Here is a 13853-nt window from a genome sequence, read left to right as displayed (position 1 = left end):
CTCCGGCGATATATCCAGCTGAGTTGTTAGTAAATAGACAAATAATATAGACATTATTAGCCGTTCGTTTTTATAATTAAAGTATATATTATGATTTGATTTCAATATAATCTCTCCAGAACATTTTTCCAGGAGATTAGTTTTCTTTTTTACCAGACATTTTAATTATAAATGAACATATGATACAGATTGTTAAAAGGTATTTGTTTCTTCCATATATTGCACAGGAATAATACAGGCATTCCCGACTATCATTCTAAATTTTTAGATTATTATTCTACCTGAATTCTGGACGTTTTAAGTTGTGAATAATTGATTTCTGAATCCGGACAATAAAATTTCATATAAATATATGTCTAAAAAATAAGCCAGTTAATTGGAAATAGGTTTATTTTACTACAGCACATATATTTATTGGGTTTTTACTTTGACGGGGCATATTAGAATAGTTAACGATCCTTTGGATCTTGTTACGCTTTTGATAACTTTCAACGATTCAGATTTCAAGGATATATATGGTCAGCTCAGCAAAAACTGGGTAACTGAAGAGGAGCTTTCCGGAGCTGTTGATGTCGGTAAAGTGAAGGATTGCATTGCCATTCTAAAAAAGGGCAATCTTGTTGAAGAACAGTGGAGAATGCCAAAACCCGGTGAAAAACCTTCCCGGGAATATAAAACAACTTACAGCAAATTCAGGGCAAATTTCCAGTGTACAATGGAAGATCTTGGAGACATCATAAATGTTTCAATATCAGCTGATGAATCCCTGAGAAATCTGGTGGATGAAATTGAAAAGGATGTTAAGGCAGGAAACACTTCTGTAAACGATCTCGCCAGAAAATATGGTGTAAGTCCTGTGTTTGTAAAAGGTCTTGCAAAACGCCTGCCAATTCTTGATGTGAAGGGACAGGGGCTGGTCTTTGTTGAAGAAAACGGAGAATGATCCTCTATACATAATTCTCAGAAGTAAGAGAGAGGCAACAAAATTTCAGATACTTGTTGAGGTTGCTGAGCATCAGCCTTCTGTAAGACAACAGGAGATTGCAGCAAAACTTGGAATCACACCTCAGGCAGTCTCAGAATATATACGCGAACTTGTTGACGACGAGATGGTGAAGTCACAGGGTCGCGGCAGTTATATAATAACTCCAAAGGGTGTGGAGTGGGTTATCAACAATGCTGAAGCCCTTGAATCGTATGCCAAACATATAACACGGGATATTGTGCAGCAGGTGTCTGTATGGACTGCAATAGCAGACTGCAACATCAGGGCCGGTGAGAAAGTGGGCATATATATGAAAGAGGGATTTATGCATGCTTCCTACAAAAATCAGAATGCAACAGGTGTTGCAATTGCTGATGCAAAGAGCGGAATGGATATTGGCATTTCAAATCTTATTGGGATAATTGATCATTCATACGGGCTTGTACATGTCTGCAAGGTTCCGCGTATCCAGAGAGGTGGTTCTGAAAAGATCTCATCCAAAATTCTCTGTGATATACTCAAAAAGGCTGAGTTTACAGGAGCGATTGGGATAGAAGCCGATATCGCAATAAAAAACACCGGGAAAAATCCTGACATATATTTCGGTGCAGGAGAGGGTGTGATTGACGCAGCCGTACACGGACTTGAAAGTGCAATAGTAATTGTGGATGAGGAGTTCACTGACTTTTTAAAAAGACTGGAATCCTCCGGTCTTCGTTATATAATTCATGATCTGATTTCTCCATGAAGATAATAGTTCACCCGCAACGCGGAGATTATAAACTTTTTTTTTATGACAGGCATCTTGTTGAAGCAGAAGGTGCGGTTGAGCTTGTTAAAACATCAAAGGGATTCCGGCCAAAGAACTACCGGTTGAAATGGTGCGGTAAAAAACGGCAGCTTCAGCACACTCCCACAAAGGAACTGATTTCTCAGCTTAGAAATGCAGATATACGACTCACCGGTGAAGCTAAAAACTTTGAATCTTTTTTAGATGATCTTCAGATAAATTACGGACATGTGCGGGTATGCCGGACCTGTATCCTTGAAAACAGAATAACTCCTCTAAAAGGAAAAAATTCTGTGAAATATGGCAGGGAAAATATTTGTATTGACTGTGCCCGGAATGAACTGCGCCGTGAGATTGGCTATCTGGGCAAAATGGGGGGTATATCAACTGCTCATCTTGAAAGGCTTCTGTCTCTTTACATGGATCTTGACAAGGTTCTTGCAATGCTTCAGCCGGAGAGAGTTGATCTAAAAAATACGGTATTTGATGTATTGGAGTCCCATAAGGTCACAAAGACAACTGATATTACAGATCTTCCTCTTCCCGGGAAATTTAAGGAAACATGCGGTGTAAAAACCCTTATGCCGGTCCAGCAGCTCTGTGTGGATGCAGGTCTTTTAGATGGAAAGGATCAGCTTGTTGTTGCAGCAACCGCGAGTGGAAAAACCTTCATTGGTGAGATGGCGGGTATGAAAAACCAGTCAGAAAGAAAAGGAAACATGCTCTTTTTAGTTCCTCTTGTTGCTCTTGCAAATCAAAAATACAACCGTTTTGAGGAGAGATATCCGTATCTGAATGTATCTCTTCAGACAGGTGTATCAAGGATTAATCTTCCGGAAACAAGGGTAAATGCAAAGAGGACACTAAAATCAAACATTATTGTCGGGACATATGAGGGAATTGATCACCAGCTGAGAACAGGCAGGACACTTTCAAATATCGGGACTGTTGTTATTGATGAGGTTCAGACTCTCGAAGACTCAGAACGTGGTCACAGACTTGACGGTCTTATATCAAGGCTGAAGTATATTGCTCCCAATGCCCAGTTTCTTTATCTGAGTGCAACAATCGGTATGCCGCATCTTCTTGCAAAAAAACTCGCCGCAAATCTTGTTACCTACAACGAAAGGCCTGTCCCGCTTGAGCGTCATCTGTTATTTCTTGAAAGAAAGCAGAAAATTGATGTAATAAAGAGACTTGTAAATCAGGAATTTCGGAAAAAATCGTCAAAAGGCTATAAGGGACAGTCAATTGTTTTTACAAATTCAAGGGCAAGATGCCACGAAGTTGCGGATGCAATTGGGGGCAGTGCTGAAGCATACCATGCAGGTCTCAGCCCAAAGGAGAGGCGTTCTGTAGAGAAAAGGTTTGAAAAAGGTGAGATATCGGGTGTTATAACAACCGCAGCACTTGCCGCAGGCGTTGATTTTCCTGCATCACAGGTTATATTTGATGCACTTGCAATGGGAATAAAATGGCTTACTGTTCAGGACTTCTGCCAGATGATGGGGCGTGCCGGAAGACCTGACTATCATGATCTGGGAAAGGTGGTTGTACTGGCAGAACCCGGAGGAAATTATTCCCGTGAGTCAAAGCTTACCGAAGAAGAGGTTGCAATTAATCTTCTTAAGGGTGAGATGGAAGAGGTGGCACCGGTATATGATGATGAGGCCTCTTCAGAGGAATTTGTCTCAAATGCTGTTGTCTGCAGGGGAGATGAGGCAGGCCTTAAAAAAATGTGCAATACAATGGTAGGTGAGATGTCAGATGTGTATCCTCAGTTAAAGAGGCAGGGGTATATCTCTGTATCCTCGGGGAAAGTGATCCTGTCACCGTTCGGTAAAGTAATGGCAGAACATTTCATAGGCATTGAGAGACTTAACAGAATCCGTGTTCTGGTAAAAAAGGTAAAAAATCCGGTTGAGATTGTAGCCGAACTCGAATGTGAGCCAATAGAAGAGATGAGTGATAAAAAACGGTAAAAATATCTTTATTTAAGGCATTGTATGAATCATAAGATTCATGAACCTTTTTTCACAGAAAACTATTAAGGGATAATCGTATAATTACACTTAAAACCGGATCTCCAGGATCCGATTTTTTTGGAGGTTTTGATTATGAAAGTCTGGAAATGTAAAAAGTGCGGATACATTTATGATTCGCGTATAGGAGATGTAGGAAGTGGTATTTCTAAGGGAACAGCCTTTGAAGATATTCCTGCAGACTGGAAATGTCCGAGATGCGGCGCAAAGAAAGACAAATTTGAAGCTATTGAGATAGAGGATTAGACGTGGTTAGTATTAAGATGAAGTGCACAGTATGCGGGCACATATATGATCCCGAAAAGGGCGATGAAGGCGTAACTGCCGGCACAGCCTTTTCAGAGATATCTGATGACTGGTGTTGTCCAATATGTGGCGCAGAAAAATCAAAGTTTGTTGAGATTTGAAAATGGTAGTTAGAGAGATCTGTAATAACGTATATTCTGTTGGAGTAATCGACTGGGACAGACAGGTTTTTGACGAGCTTCTGCCTCTTCCGGATGGTACAACTTATAATTCTTATCTGATAGAGGGCAGTGAAAAGACCGTTTTAATAGATGGTGTTGACCCTGAATTTGAGGAGGAATTTATAACAAACCTTGCACGTTCAGGAGTGTCAAAGATTGATTACATAATTGCCAATCATGCAGAACAGGATCATTCCGGTGCAATTCCTGTTTTTTTAGAGTTGTTTCCGAGTTCAAAGGTTATAGCGTCTGAGAAGTGCAAAGAGCTGTTAATCAGCCTTCATCACATTCCTGATTTCAGGATAATGGTTGTGGGTGACGGTGAAACTCTTTCACTGGGCGATAAAACACTTGAATTTCTGATAACTCCCTGGGTACACTGGCCGGATACCATGATCACATTCCTCCGGGAGGACAGGATTATGTTCACATGTGATCTCTTTGGTTCACATTATGCAACAGGAAGCCTTTTTGTTGATGACAAAAATCTGCATTATGTTCTCGCAAAGAGGTATTTTGCCGAGATTATGATGCCGTTTAGGAATAAGGTGAAAGAGTACTTAGACCGGCTTTCAGGGTATGAATTTGATATTATTGCGCCAAGCCACGGGCCGATGTACAACGATACCGGATATATTCTTGATGCCTATCGGGAATGGAGTTCTGATAAGGTTGAAAACCGGGTAATTATTCCTTATGTCTCCATGCATGGAAGCACTAAAAAAATGGTAATGTATCTGACAGAATGTCTCTTATCAAAAGGAATATCAGTCCGTCCTTATGATCTTGGAAAGACTGATACCGGAAGACTTGCTATGGATCTTTTAGACGCCGCAACAATTATTGTTGCAACGCCTACTGTTCTTTTTGGTCCTCATCCAAAAGTCGCAAATCTTGCATTTATTGCAAACATTTTAAAACCGAAAGCAAAGCTTGTCGGGATAATCGGCTCATACGGGTGGGGGGGAAAGACGGTTAATGACCTTGGTGATATGATTCATAAGCTTGATGTTGAAATTCTCGAGCCTGTTTATATCAAAGGTCTTCCTGATGAAGAAGTATTTTCAAATCTTGAGAAACTTGCCGAAGAAATCTTAAATAAGCATAGCGAATACAAGATCGTTTAATAAAAAAAAGGGGGTTAAATTAAATGACAAAAATTGCTGAAATTTACAAATGTGAAAAATGCGGGAATGTTTTGATAGTTGCAGATGCGGGGAAGGGTGAACTCTCATGCTGTGATGTACCTATGAAGCTTTTGGAGGCACAGACTGCGGACTTTAAGACTGAAAAGCATGTTCCTGTTGTGGAAAAGACAGCGTCCGGAATAAAGGTAACAGTCGGTTCCACACTTCATCCCATGACGCCTGAACATCATATTGTGTGTATCGGAGTAATTGACGGAAATGATCTGATGGTTCACTGGTTGTCTCCGGGAGATGAGCCTGTTGCAAATTTCCCCTGCCAGAATGCGGATGTAAAAGCAATAGAATATTGTAACATTCATGGTCTGTGGACAAATAAAAAATAAATTTAATTTTTGATAAAATTAATAATTAAAAATTGTATTTCCCGCGATATTATGCAAATACATATATTATCTGATAGTTTACCTTAGATGTATCTCCGATGAACCGAATAAATCAGTTTTCAGTAATAGCAGATGACCTGGGAAATGTGCTTCGCTTTATTAGTTTTGGAACATGTATTCCGATTCTTATTGCCATAATATACAGTGAGTGGGATATGATAGTCCCGATGGCACTTGTGCCTCTGATTCTGTACCTTATCGGAACAGCTTTTCTGATGTTTCCTGAAAATAACAGAGAAGCAAAATTAAGCCAGGCATTATTTTCAGTGGCGTTTATATGGCTCATTTGTGCATTTGTGAGTGCAGTCCCCTTCTGGATAGGTGCGGGGATGCCCTATCTTGATGCAGTATTTGAAGCAATGTCGGGATGGACTGATACGGGCCTTACAATGATGCCTGATGTAGATTCGGCACCATATACTCTCCTTTTTTGGAGATCTCTTATGCAGTGGCTTGGCGGTCTTGGTATAGTTGCTTTCACTGTTGTTATGCTCTCAAAAACCGGTCTGAATCCTTCACGTTTTTATCGTTCGGAAGGAAGAAGTGAGGCATTTATGCCAAGTGTTGTTCAGCAGGGTCTTCAGATGTGGAAGATATACCTGGTTCTGACTGTAATTTCTGTTCTTTTAATTCTTCTCTCGGGTGTATCACTTTGGGATGCAGTAAACATTGCGATGGTTGCAATTGCAACTGGTGGTTTTTCTGTTCATTCGGCAGGAATTCCATTTTATAATAATCCGCTTTTGGAAATGCTGATAATTCCTGTTATGATTGCAGGAGCTCTTCCTTTTAAGATTTACTATATGTCATATCACAAAAGAAAAGTGAGCTTTTTCCATGATGAGCAGGCATGGCTGTTGTTTTTTCTGATATTTATCGGATTTCTGGTGATATCGGCTGATCTTTTATTATATAACGGACTTGACAGTGCAACAGCAATAAGACAGGGTATTTTTATGGCAGTTGCAGGTGTTACAAGCACCGGATTTCAGATATCATCCCCTGATTTGTGGGCACCTGTGACTGTTCTGTTTCTTGTTCTTCTGATGTTTATCGGGGGGTCTTCAGGAAGTACTGCCGGAGGTATCAAACTTTCAAGGGCGGCTTTAGCCTATAGGGGTATTGTATGGTGGTTCAAAAGATCTTTTGTTAGTGGAAAAGTCATAGTCCCGTTTCGATACGGCGGAAAGATAATACCTAAGGCTGATGCGGAAACAGAGGTCTCAAAGAATATGCTCCTTATAATTCTCTATCTTTTTGTAATCTTCTTCTCTTCGATATTTATTATGCATTTTGAGTCGCCTTTGGTTGATACTAGCAATGTAATCTTTGAGATTGTGTCTGCGGTATGCAATAACGGTATAAGTACAGGTTTTGTAACTCCTGATATGACCCCTTTTAGTAAGGTTACATTTATTTTTGTTATGTGGATAGGTCGTCTGGAGATACTGCCTGTAATTGTCTTTTTCATGGGTATCTTAAAGGGCTTTGATCATTCCAGATAAAAAACCCTTTTTGCAATATTTTCTATCTGATAAAAAAGCCATAAAGAAGGGCAGATTAAATCGAACAATTAAGAAATAAAAAAAGATATTCTGAAAGTTTATTCGTAGAGATATTTTTCATCTACTCTTTCATAGGAGGTGATTTCGTCGTTTTTAAAGTGAATTGCAATCTCACGTTTTGCAGTCTCGTTTGAGTCTGAGCCGTGGATTACATTCATACCAATCTCAAGGGCAAAGTCTCCGCGGATTGTTCCGGGGAGTGCTTCTGCAGGATTGGTTGCGCCAATCATCTGGCGTGTAATTGAGACAACATTTTTTCCTTCCCATACCATCAAAAAGCACGGTCCGCTCATAATGTATGATTTAAGACCCGGGAAGAATGGTTTGTCTTTGTGTTCGGAGTAATGATCCATAACACGTTCTTCAGGAAGCATCTCAAACTTCGCTGATACAAGTTTCAGACCTTTCTTTTCGAGACGTGATACAATCTCACCGACAAGTCCGCGCTGGACGCCGTCGGGTTTGATCATTAAAAAAGTTTGATCCATTATTAGGATCACTCCTTACCGAGAGCCTTGCGGCCTGCTGCTGTCCAGGTTACGCGGCGTGGTAATCTTCCGAGGCGGTAGTTGTTGCGACATTTTGAACTGCAGAAATAAAAGATTGAACCATCTTTTTTGACATACATGATTCCTGTTCCGGGTTCAACCTGTCCACCACAGAACGAGCATACATATGTATCTACCATTTTTAGCGCCTCGATAATTTTTTAGCTTCACGTTCGGTTTCGATGAGCATAAGCACATCACCCTCGCGGATTGGCCCGACTGTGTTGCGGGTTACAATCCTTCCTTTGTTTGAGCCATCAAGAATACGGCATTTGACCTGGAAAGCTTCTCCGTGCATTCCTGTCGGACCGATAATCTCAATAACTTCTGCCGGCGTTGCATCTGCCATGACTGGTCACCTCAGGATCTGAGTTCGGTAATCTGACCGAGTACTTCTTCGAGGAGTTCTTTTGCCTTTCCTGGTTTTACAACTGCTGCTGCTGCTGAGCCAACGTCAAGACCGCTTGCTGCTCCAACATCATTCTGCTGGTTGATTATAACGTATGGGCACTGCTTCTCGTCACAGAGTGCCGGAAGGTGCATTACAATCTCCTCAGGCTCAACGTCGCCGCCGATAATTACAAGCTGTGCAATTCCTCTCTCTACAGCCTTTGTTGCTTCGTTTGATCCTTTCTTAATTTTTCCTGTGTCTCTGGCGACTTCAAGAACTTCCAGTGCCTTGTTCTGAATATCATCAGGAACTTCAAATTTTGCGTATACTTTTGACATAACTCACCTCATTCAGGAGCAAAGAACCAAAAAGAGCATAAAAACTCTTCTGGTTTTATTGAATCAGAGTTACTCCTTCATCACTCATCAGTCAGTGATTGATGTAGCTATATTAATTCATCATTAAAAGGGATAAAGGTTTTTGAAAGTAGTTGCTGGTTTTTCGTTGAAAAATCCATTACATTGTGTATTAATAAATTGGCGTGATTATTGGTTCATTTGAGCGCATAGATTACTGCTCCGTCGTTTTGGTATACAACATCCAGAAGATCATAAGGCAGGTCTGTGTCGTATCTGCTCTGTTCCGGTTCTCCGACGAATATATGGGTCATACTGTATTTTTTCATAAGGTCTGTACACTCTTCACGGTTTTCATATATTTTTCTGATATCTGACATCCTCTCACCGATTAAAGCCTCATTTCCCCGCCACATCTGTTCATGAAAAGGCATTCCTATTATCGTCGGATATCCTGTAAGGGATGAGACTCTGGAATAATATGTGTAATCACCGTCTTCAGCCTCAACGATTCTGATGTCTCCGCCGGATTCTCTCAGATACTCTAGTGCTTTGTAGTCATACGGGTGCTGTGTTTCCATCCAGTCCATCCCGTCAAGGGTCTTTCCTCCATACCCGTAGTTGAGATCAGGCAGAATGACGGGCATTAAAAAAAGGGCACAGATCAGTATTGCAATAACTGTTTTTTTCTTTCCTGTTCTTTTTTCATTTTCTGAATCCTGTGGAATTCGTTTTTCAAGATATTTCCCGATGAAGGTTGCAGAAGATATCCCAAGCATCATCCATGCAATAAGTGAGAACTTAAAGACAGTATTCATCCGAAAGTATGCCTCTCCCATATTGTCCTTAAGATAGATGGTTTCTGTAAAAACTATTATCAAAAGGCCGAAAGCTGCAAGTATCTCCTCTGCAAACAGTTTTTTTCTTGCTATAAGTGCGGCAATGGGAATGACACAGATACCTGCGCCAATGTAGCCCAGAAGAATGAAGGGTATTGCGAATATTATCAGGTAAGGTTTTCTGATGATGTCTTTTATGTATTCTGTATACAGAATCAAAATGAAAAATCCATAAACTAAAAGGAATGCCAGAGGTTCTGTTGGTGTATGGACAATTGCAATACCTTCAATTCCTCCTGTGTTGAGCATCAGGTAATAGGGAAGATATATGAGGACTGACAATGCCGGGACAAACAATAAAATCCTCAGCGGAAGGGCTTTTATAAATTCTGAGTCCCTGTTTTTGTAAAAGATTAAAAGACCGGTGACGAGAAGCACAGGTGCATAAATCAAAACATCCCATGTGTTTAAAAGCGGCATTGAACCGAGACTTAAAGATAATAATATTGCAAGAGTCCATCTGGATTTTTCATCAGATTCATTCCATTTTATATATGCATATATCAGAAGAAACAGGAAAAACGCCTGGTTAAAAAGTGCAATTACGTGTGCATGCGGATCCCCCCACAGCATTGAAAACAGAGGAAACTCTGTTATGGCGGCATCAATGGTTCTTGTACTCTCCCACATAACTGTCTGGATATTATCCCCTGACAGCAGATGCAGGATAAAAGAAGGATTTACCAAAAAGAGTGTAAGAACCGGCAGCCACTGGTATCTTTTCAGAAGAAGTTTTCCTGATGCGTAAAGTGCGACTCCGGTATTTGCAAAGACTGTCGGGAGTACAAGATTAAAAACAACGGTTGATTTTATTCCCGTAATAATACCCATAGCACCGAAAATCCAGTGTCCAAAGTAGTAGTATACGTCAAGACTTCCTCCTGCATACCACGGATCAACAGGGGGTATTACAGGATTATTGATGACAGATGCGAGGAATGCATGGTCCATGAATTTCTCGGCATAAGATATGGACGGGTTTAGATATCTCACTTCAAGCATGAAGAGGAAAAGCAAAAAGAAGACAAGGTCCCATCCCAGATGAGGTATTATCTTTTCTTTTGTGTATTCTCCTCTGTATGCAAAAAATATGAAAAGTGCTGCGAAGACAAGAAGGGACAGATATACAGAAAATCCTGAAAGTGCAAGATACCAGGATATCAGTGCAAATATCAGCAGGGATGCGGGATATGAGATTCCGTATGAATATTTTCCTGTGGCTCCTTTTAATAAAGGCCAGATGGACATCTGGATAAATTTCAAAAGAAATATCCAGAGGATAACTGATAATATCTGCATTTCCGGCGTCAAACAATTTCTCCTTTATCAATTCCCCTGCAAAAAGCACGTTTCATCATGTCAACTGCCCAGTCGCCAAAGATATAGAGCGATATAACGCCTCCGATGAGTGTTACCAGATTTTTGACAAGATGATCTATAACTGCAATAAGTGTTGCAATCGCAGCCGGAGTTCCTGATATCTCAAGAGTTAATGCAACTGCAAGTTCATATGTGCCAACACCTCCAGGGGTCAGGGGTACTGCTTTTACAAGGTTTCCTATGACAATTGCCAGAACAATCACAACAAACGGAATTTGGACATTAAACATCATTGCAATTACAAGGCATATGATACAGTCAAAAATCCATATGACAACAGATGAAAAACCTAATATTCCGGCTGAGGACAGGTTAAGGGACGCCTGTTTAATCTCTGAAATAAGGTTTAATATTATCTTTATGTACTTGTTCTCAGATCTGTTGTTTCCGAAAAAGAGAAGGACTGCAACAAAAATAAAGCAGAGGATGAGTGTTACGGCGATAACTGTCGAAAACCATTCGGGAACATTTAATGCAAAGGGCAGGGCAACTGCCCCTAAAAGTGCAATTGTTATAATGTCAAAGAAACGTTCCACAACTATTGAAGACAGCCCTTTTGAGTAAGTTGCATCTGCTTCATGTTTTAAAATTAACAGACGTACAAGATCTCCAAGTCTTGCAGGAATAATCAGGTTGGCAGTCTGTGATACATATATGCAGGCGGTTGATTTCCATACATTCACTAAAACATCCAGTTTTTTGAGGATATACTGGTATCTTAGTCCTCTTAAGAACCACGCGGCGATGCAGATAGAAATTGCAAGTAATAAAAATGACGGTATTGCGGTCTTTAATGCAACAATAAGATCATCCCAGACCCGCCAGAGCATGTATGCAATAATTCCGGCTGCTATTAATGTGGGTATTATTACCGCACCTGCTTTTTTAAAGTTCATCTAAGCTGCCACCATAATTTCAGAATATCGGAACCCATGGAAAATATGTCGCTGAATCTGACTGTTGTGCCTGTACCGCATCTCCAGTGTACAGGAAATTCTGCAATATTGTATCCTGCACGCTGGCCCCTGACCAGAACTTCTGTATCCCAGAACCAGTGTTTTGAATATACGGCAGGTAAAAGTATCATCAGGCTTTTTTTGTTAAAAGCCTTAAATCCGCACTGGTGATCGTAAAGTCTGCTTCCTAATACAAATCTGACTAAAAAGTTAAATCCTCTGCTGGCAATTTCACGATCCCTTGTACGGACAATATCACTTTTGGGCATCAGGCGTGAACCTGTTGAGATATCTGCTCCGTCTTGGACAGAGTTTATAAGTTCTTTTAAATGCTCCATTCCTGTTGCAAGATCAACATCATAATAACAGACAATATCTCCTTTAGCCTCTGAAAATGCCTTGTTTAAGGCTTTCCCTCTTCCCTGTCTTTCATCGCTGTGAAGGAGTTTAACACGGGGGTCTTTGTTTACCCATTCATCCACAAGTTCGCGGCTGCCGTCAGTGCTGTTATCTTCGGCAATAATCAGTTCAAAGGAATCTGTAATATTTTCCAAAATCTCAATGGATTTTGGTATTGCTTTTTCAAGTGATATTCTGTCGTTAAAAACAGGTAATACTGCACTGACTTCAATCTCTTTCATATGCCGTATTTCCTTATTATCTCTGATGCAACATCCTTTCCTGCAATTATTGAGCCTTCCATACTTCTTTCCGGATAGTTGGGCATAGAAAACATTCCTGCCATGAAGAGACCTTCCTTTTCATATCCGGGAATCAGATTTTTATATCCCCTTGTATAAACCGGACCTGCGGAATTTTCAACCGTAAGCCTGTACCAGTTTATCTCGTCCTCACTGACATCAAACCGTCTGCAAAAATCCTCAATCATTATCTCTTTGAGGTTATCTGCCGGCTTTTCCTTAAAGTATGATGCCAGGTATACTATATGTTCTCCATATCTCTCAAAGGGGACCATGTTTGTATGTCCGATGACTGCGCCATATGGTGCCTCATCCTTCATATTAAGCCAGTATATGCCTTTTGTGACTTCCCTTTTAAGGCCAATTGCCATACAGGCAGCACCCTGATAAGTTATATCGGGAACTTTCGGCCCTCCTGTTTTTTCAAGAGAGGAGGGGTTTATTGTGGATATTACTGCATCGTAGGCTGTGCCGTTTACTTCCCATTTGGAACCGTTAAAATGAAGTTTTTCTGCAGGAGTATTTTCTTTTATAATGCATCCGGATTCAAGAAGTTTTGCTTTAAGTGCTTCAATCAGGGAATTAAATCCAAATTTAAAATAACCCAGTTTTTCTCCACCTGTTTTTCTGTCTGAGCGTATGGCAATTCTTGAGATAAGCCATGCAGCGGAGACTGAATCCTTCATATCTCCAAATTTGCTTCTGAGTAGCGGTTCAAAAAATGAATTGTATACGCTCTCGCCGCATTTTTCAATGACAAATTCCTTTGCAGATATTTCATCAAGTCCGGAAAGCTCATATTTTCCTGACTGAAGTGTGAGAAGGCCAAGCCTGAATTTGTCAGCAATTGACAGATGGGGATATCTTAAAATTTCAAGAGGAGTCGTAAGCGGGTTTATTTTGCCGTTTACGTAGTATCCTGTACTTCCTGACATCCATTCAATTTCGCTGAATATACCAAGTGATTCTGATAACTCAAACAGATTATTGTCTCCGGCAAAACAGTGGTGGTAAAAATCCTCAATATATCCCTGTTTTGTCTTTGATGATGAAAGACATCCGCCAGACTTCTCTTTTTTTTCAAGAATAGTAATGCCTGCTTTTTCTCTAAGAGCGTATGCTGCAGACATACCGCTGAGTCCTCCTCCAATAATGCAGATATCCATTTCTACTATATTTTTA

General features: G+C 40.4%; 16 protein-coding genes. 8 read left to right on the top strand and 8 right to left on the bottom strand.

Annotated features, from left to right (window positions below; translation table 11 throughout):
- Positions 1-427 precede the first annotated feature (427 nt).
- The 8 genes from ACTB1O_RS05400 (at position 428) to ACTB1O_RS05365 (ending at position 7380) form a co-directional block, all read left to right on the top strand.
- Positions 428-943: an ArsR family transcriptional regulator gene (locus ACTB1O_RS05400; RefSeq protein WP_462994119.1), complete on the top strand. Its 516-nt coding sequence runs from the start codon at positions 428-430 to the stop codon at positions 941-943.
- Entirely contained in the window at positions 924-1733 is an 810-nt protein-coding gene (locus ACTB1O_RS05395; protein ID WP_462994118.1) for a DUF7839 domain-containing protein, read from the top strand. The genes ACTB1O_RS05400 and ACTB1O_RS05395 overlap by 20 nt, the downstream gene beginning before the upstream one ends.
- Complete coding sequence (locus tag ACTB1O_RS05390) at positions 1730-3757, top strand: DEAD/DEAH box helicase (RefSeq protein ID WP_462994117.1); 2028 nt, start codon at positions 1730-1732, stop codon at positions 3755-3757. Before ACTB1O_RS05395 ends, ACTB1O_RS05390 begins: the two co-directional genes overlap by 4 nt.
- 135 nt (positions 3758-3892) lie before the next feature.
- On the top strand, positions 3893-4063 hold the full coding sequence (locus ACTB1O_RS05385) for a rubredoxin (RefSeq protein WP_462994116.1): 171 nt from the start codon (positions 3893-3895) through the stop codon (positions 4061-4063).
- Positions 4064-4065: 2 nt separating this feature from the next.
- Complete coding sequence (locus ACTB1O_RS05380; RefSeq protein WP_462994115.1) at positions 4066-4224, top strand: rubredoxin; 159 nt, start codon at positions 4066-4068, stop codon at positions 4222-4224.
- Positions 4225-4226: 2 nt separating this feature from the next.
- Entirely contained in the window at positions 4227-5411 is a 1185-nt protein-coding gene (locus ACTB1O_RS05375) for an FprA family A-type flavoprotein (protein WP_462994114.1), read from the top strand.
- 23 nt (positions 5412-5434) lie between these two features.
- Positions 5435-5815, top strand: coding sequence for a desulfoferrodoxin (locus tag ACTB1O_RS05370; RefSeq protein ID WP_462994113.1), 381 nt, complete (start codon positions 5435-5437; stop codon positions 5813-5815).
- 98 nt (positions 5816-5913) lie between these two features.
- On the top strand, positions 5914-7380 hold the full coding sequence (locus tag ACTB1O_RS05365) for a TrkH family potassium uptake protein (protein WP_462994112.1): 1467 nt from the start codon (positions 5914-5916) through the stop codon (positions 7378-7380).
- Between the two features lie 98 nt (positions 7381-7478).
- Here ACTB1O_RS05365 and ndk read toward each other — a convergent pair whose 3' ends face one another.
- From ndk to ACTB1O_RS05325, 8 genes are all read right to left on the bottom strand, one after another.
- On the bottom strand, positions 7479-7928 hold the full coding sequence (ndk, locus tag ACTB1O_RS05360) for a nucleoside-diphosphate kinase (RefSeq protein ID WP_462994111.1): 450 nt from the start codon (positions 7926-7928) through the stop codon (positions 7479-7481).
- A gap of 8 nt (positions 7929-7936) precedes the next feature.
- On the bottom strand, positions 7937-8128 hold the full coding sequence (locus tag ACTB1O_RS05355; RefSeq protein WP_462994110.1) for a 50S ribosomal protein L24e: 192 nt from the start codon (positions 8126-8128) through the stop codon (positions 7937-7939).
- 2 nt (positions 8129-8130) lie between these two features.
- Positions 8131-8337, bottom strand: a complete 207-nt coding sequence (locus ACTB1O_RS05350; protein ID WP_462994109.1) for a 30S ribosomal protein S28e — start codon at positions 8335-8337, stop codon at positions 8131-8133.
- An 11-nt stretch (positions 8338-8348) separates the two neighbouring features.
- Positions 8349-8717, bottom strand: coding sequence for a 50S ribosomal protein L7Ae (gene rpl7ae / locus ACTB1O_RS05345; RefSeq protein ID WP_462994108.1), 369 nt, complete (start codon positions 8715-8717; stop codon positions 8349-8351).
- Between the two features lie 215 nt (positions 8718-8932).
- On the bottom strand, positions 8933-10945 hold the full coding sequence (locus ACTB1O_RS05340) for a DUF2298 domain-containing protein (RefSeq protein WP_462994107.1): 2013 nt from the start codon (positions 10943-10945) through the stop codon (positions 8933-8935).
- Positions 10942-11910 carry a lysylphosphatidylglycerol synthase transmembrane domain-containing protein gene (locus ACTB1O_RS05335; RefSeq protein WP_462994106.1) on the bottom strand — a complete coding sequence of 323 codons (969 nt, stop codon included), beginning with the start codon at positions 11908-11910 and terminating at the stop codon, positions 10942-10944. The genes ACTB1O_RS05340 and ACTB1O_RS05335 overlap by 4 nt, the downstream gene beginning before the upstream one ends.
- A complete protein-coding gene (locus ACTB1O_RS05330) occupies positions 11907-12611 on the bottom strand; it encodes a glycosyltransferase (protein ID WP_462994105.1) in 705 nt (234 codons plus the stop codon). The genes ACTB1O_RS05335 and ACTB1O_RS05330 overlap by 4 nt, the downstream gene beginning before the upstream one ends.
- Positions 12608-13837 carry an NAD(P)/FAD-dependent oxidoreductase gene (locus ACTB1O_RS05325; RefSeq protein ID WP_462994104.1) on the bottom strand — a complete coding sequence of 410 codons (1230 nt, stop codon included), beginning with the start codon at positions 13835-13837 and terminating at the stop codon, positions 12608-12610. The genes ACTB1O_RS05330 and ACTB1O_RS05325 overlap by 4 nt, the downstream gene beginning before the upstream one ends.
- Between the last annotated feature and the right edge of the window lie 16 nt (positions 13838-13853).

It is taken from the genome of Methanomicrobium sp. (assembly GCF_055145805.1).
Note: the sequence above shows the minus strand (reverse complement) of the source record. Positions and strands in the feature narration are given on the sequence as shown.

Coding starts and splice junctions, on each gene's coding strand:
- ACTB1O_RS05350 (WP_462994109.1), bottom strand. CDS start 8,337: ATGGCAGATGCAACGCCGGCAGAAGTTATTGAGATTATCGGTCCGACA.
- ACTB1O_RS05355 (WP_462994110.1), bottom strand. CDS start 8,128: ATGGTAGATACATATGTATGCTCGTTCTGTGGTGGACAGGTTGAACCC.
- ACTB1O_RS05365 (WP_462994112.1), top strand. CDS start 5,914: ATGAACCGAATAAATCAGTTTTCAGTAATAGCAGATGACCTGGGAAAT.
- ACTB1O_RS05330 (WP_462994105.1), bottom strand. CDS start 12,611: ATGAAAGAGATTGAAGTCAGTGCAGTATTACCTGTTTTTAACGACAGA.
- ACTB1O_RS05335 (WP_462994106.1), bottom strand. CDS start 11,910: ATGAACTTTAAAAAAGCAGGTGCGGTAATAATACCCACATTAATAGCA.
- ACTB1O_RS05375 (WP_462994114.1), top strand. CDS start 4,227: ATGGTAGTTAGAGAGATCTGTAATAACGTATATTCTGTTGGAGTAATC.
- ACTB1O_RS05370 (WP_462994113.1), top strand. CDS start 5,435: ATGACAAAAATTGCTGAAATTTACAAATGTGAAAAATGCGGGAATGTT.
- ndk (WP_462994111.1), bottom strand. CDS start 7,928: ATGGATCAAACTTTTTTAATGATCAAACCCGACGGCGTCCAGCGCGGA.
- ACTB1O_RS05390 (WP_462994117.1), top strand. CDS start 1,730: ATGAAGATAATAGTTCACCCGCAACGCGGAGATTATAAACTTTTTTTT.
- rpl7ae (WP_462994108.1), bottom strand. CDS start 8,717: ATGTCAAAAGTATACGCAAAATTTGAAGTTCCTGATGATATTCAGAAC.
- ACTB1O_RS05325 (WP_462994104.1), bottom strand. CDS start 13,837: ATGGATATCTGCATTATTGGAGGAGGACTCAGCGGTATGTCTGCAGCA.
- ACTB1O_RS05385 (WP_462994116.1), top strand. CDS start 3,893: ATGAAAGTCTGGAAATGTAAAAAGTGCGGATACATTTATGATTCGCGT.